The 203-nt window shown below is 49.8% G+C and carries 1 tRNA gene; it reads left to right on the forward strand.

Going from position 1 to position 203, the window contains the following annotated elements:
- Positions 1-130 precede the first annotated feature (130 nt).
- A tRNA-Ile gene (locus EO120_RS09125) sits at positions 131-203 on the forward strand.

Genomic DNA, 203 nt, shown 5'->3' on the forward strand with positions numbered 1-203 from the left:
CGAATCGAGTATTCGGATGTCACTTAGGTCGACACTTTGGCAGGATAAACGTAGCATATGCGCTAGCCGTATCCTCACCTACATTGTTCGGTTTTGAGAGATCTGTAAAGACTCTCAAATCTACAGATATGGGCCTATAGCTCAGCTGGTTAGAGCGCACGCCTGATAAGCGTGAGGTCGGTGGTTCGAGTCCACCTAGGCCC

This window comes from Veillonella caviae, assembly GCF_003992125.1.
In the GTDB taxonomy this organism is placed as follows: Bacteria; Bacillota; Negativicutes; order Veillonellales; family Veillonellaceae; genus Veillonella; species Veillonella caviae.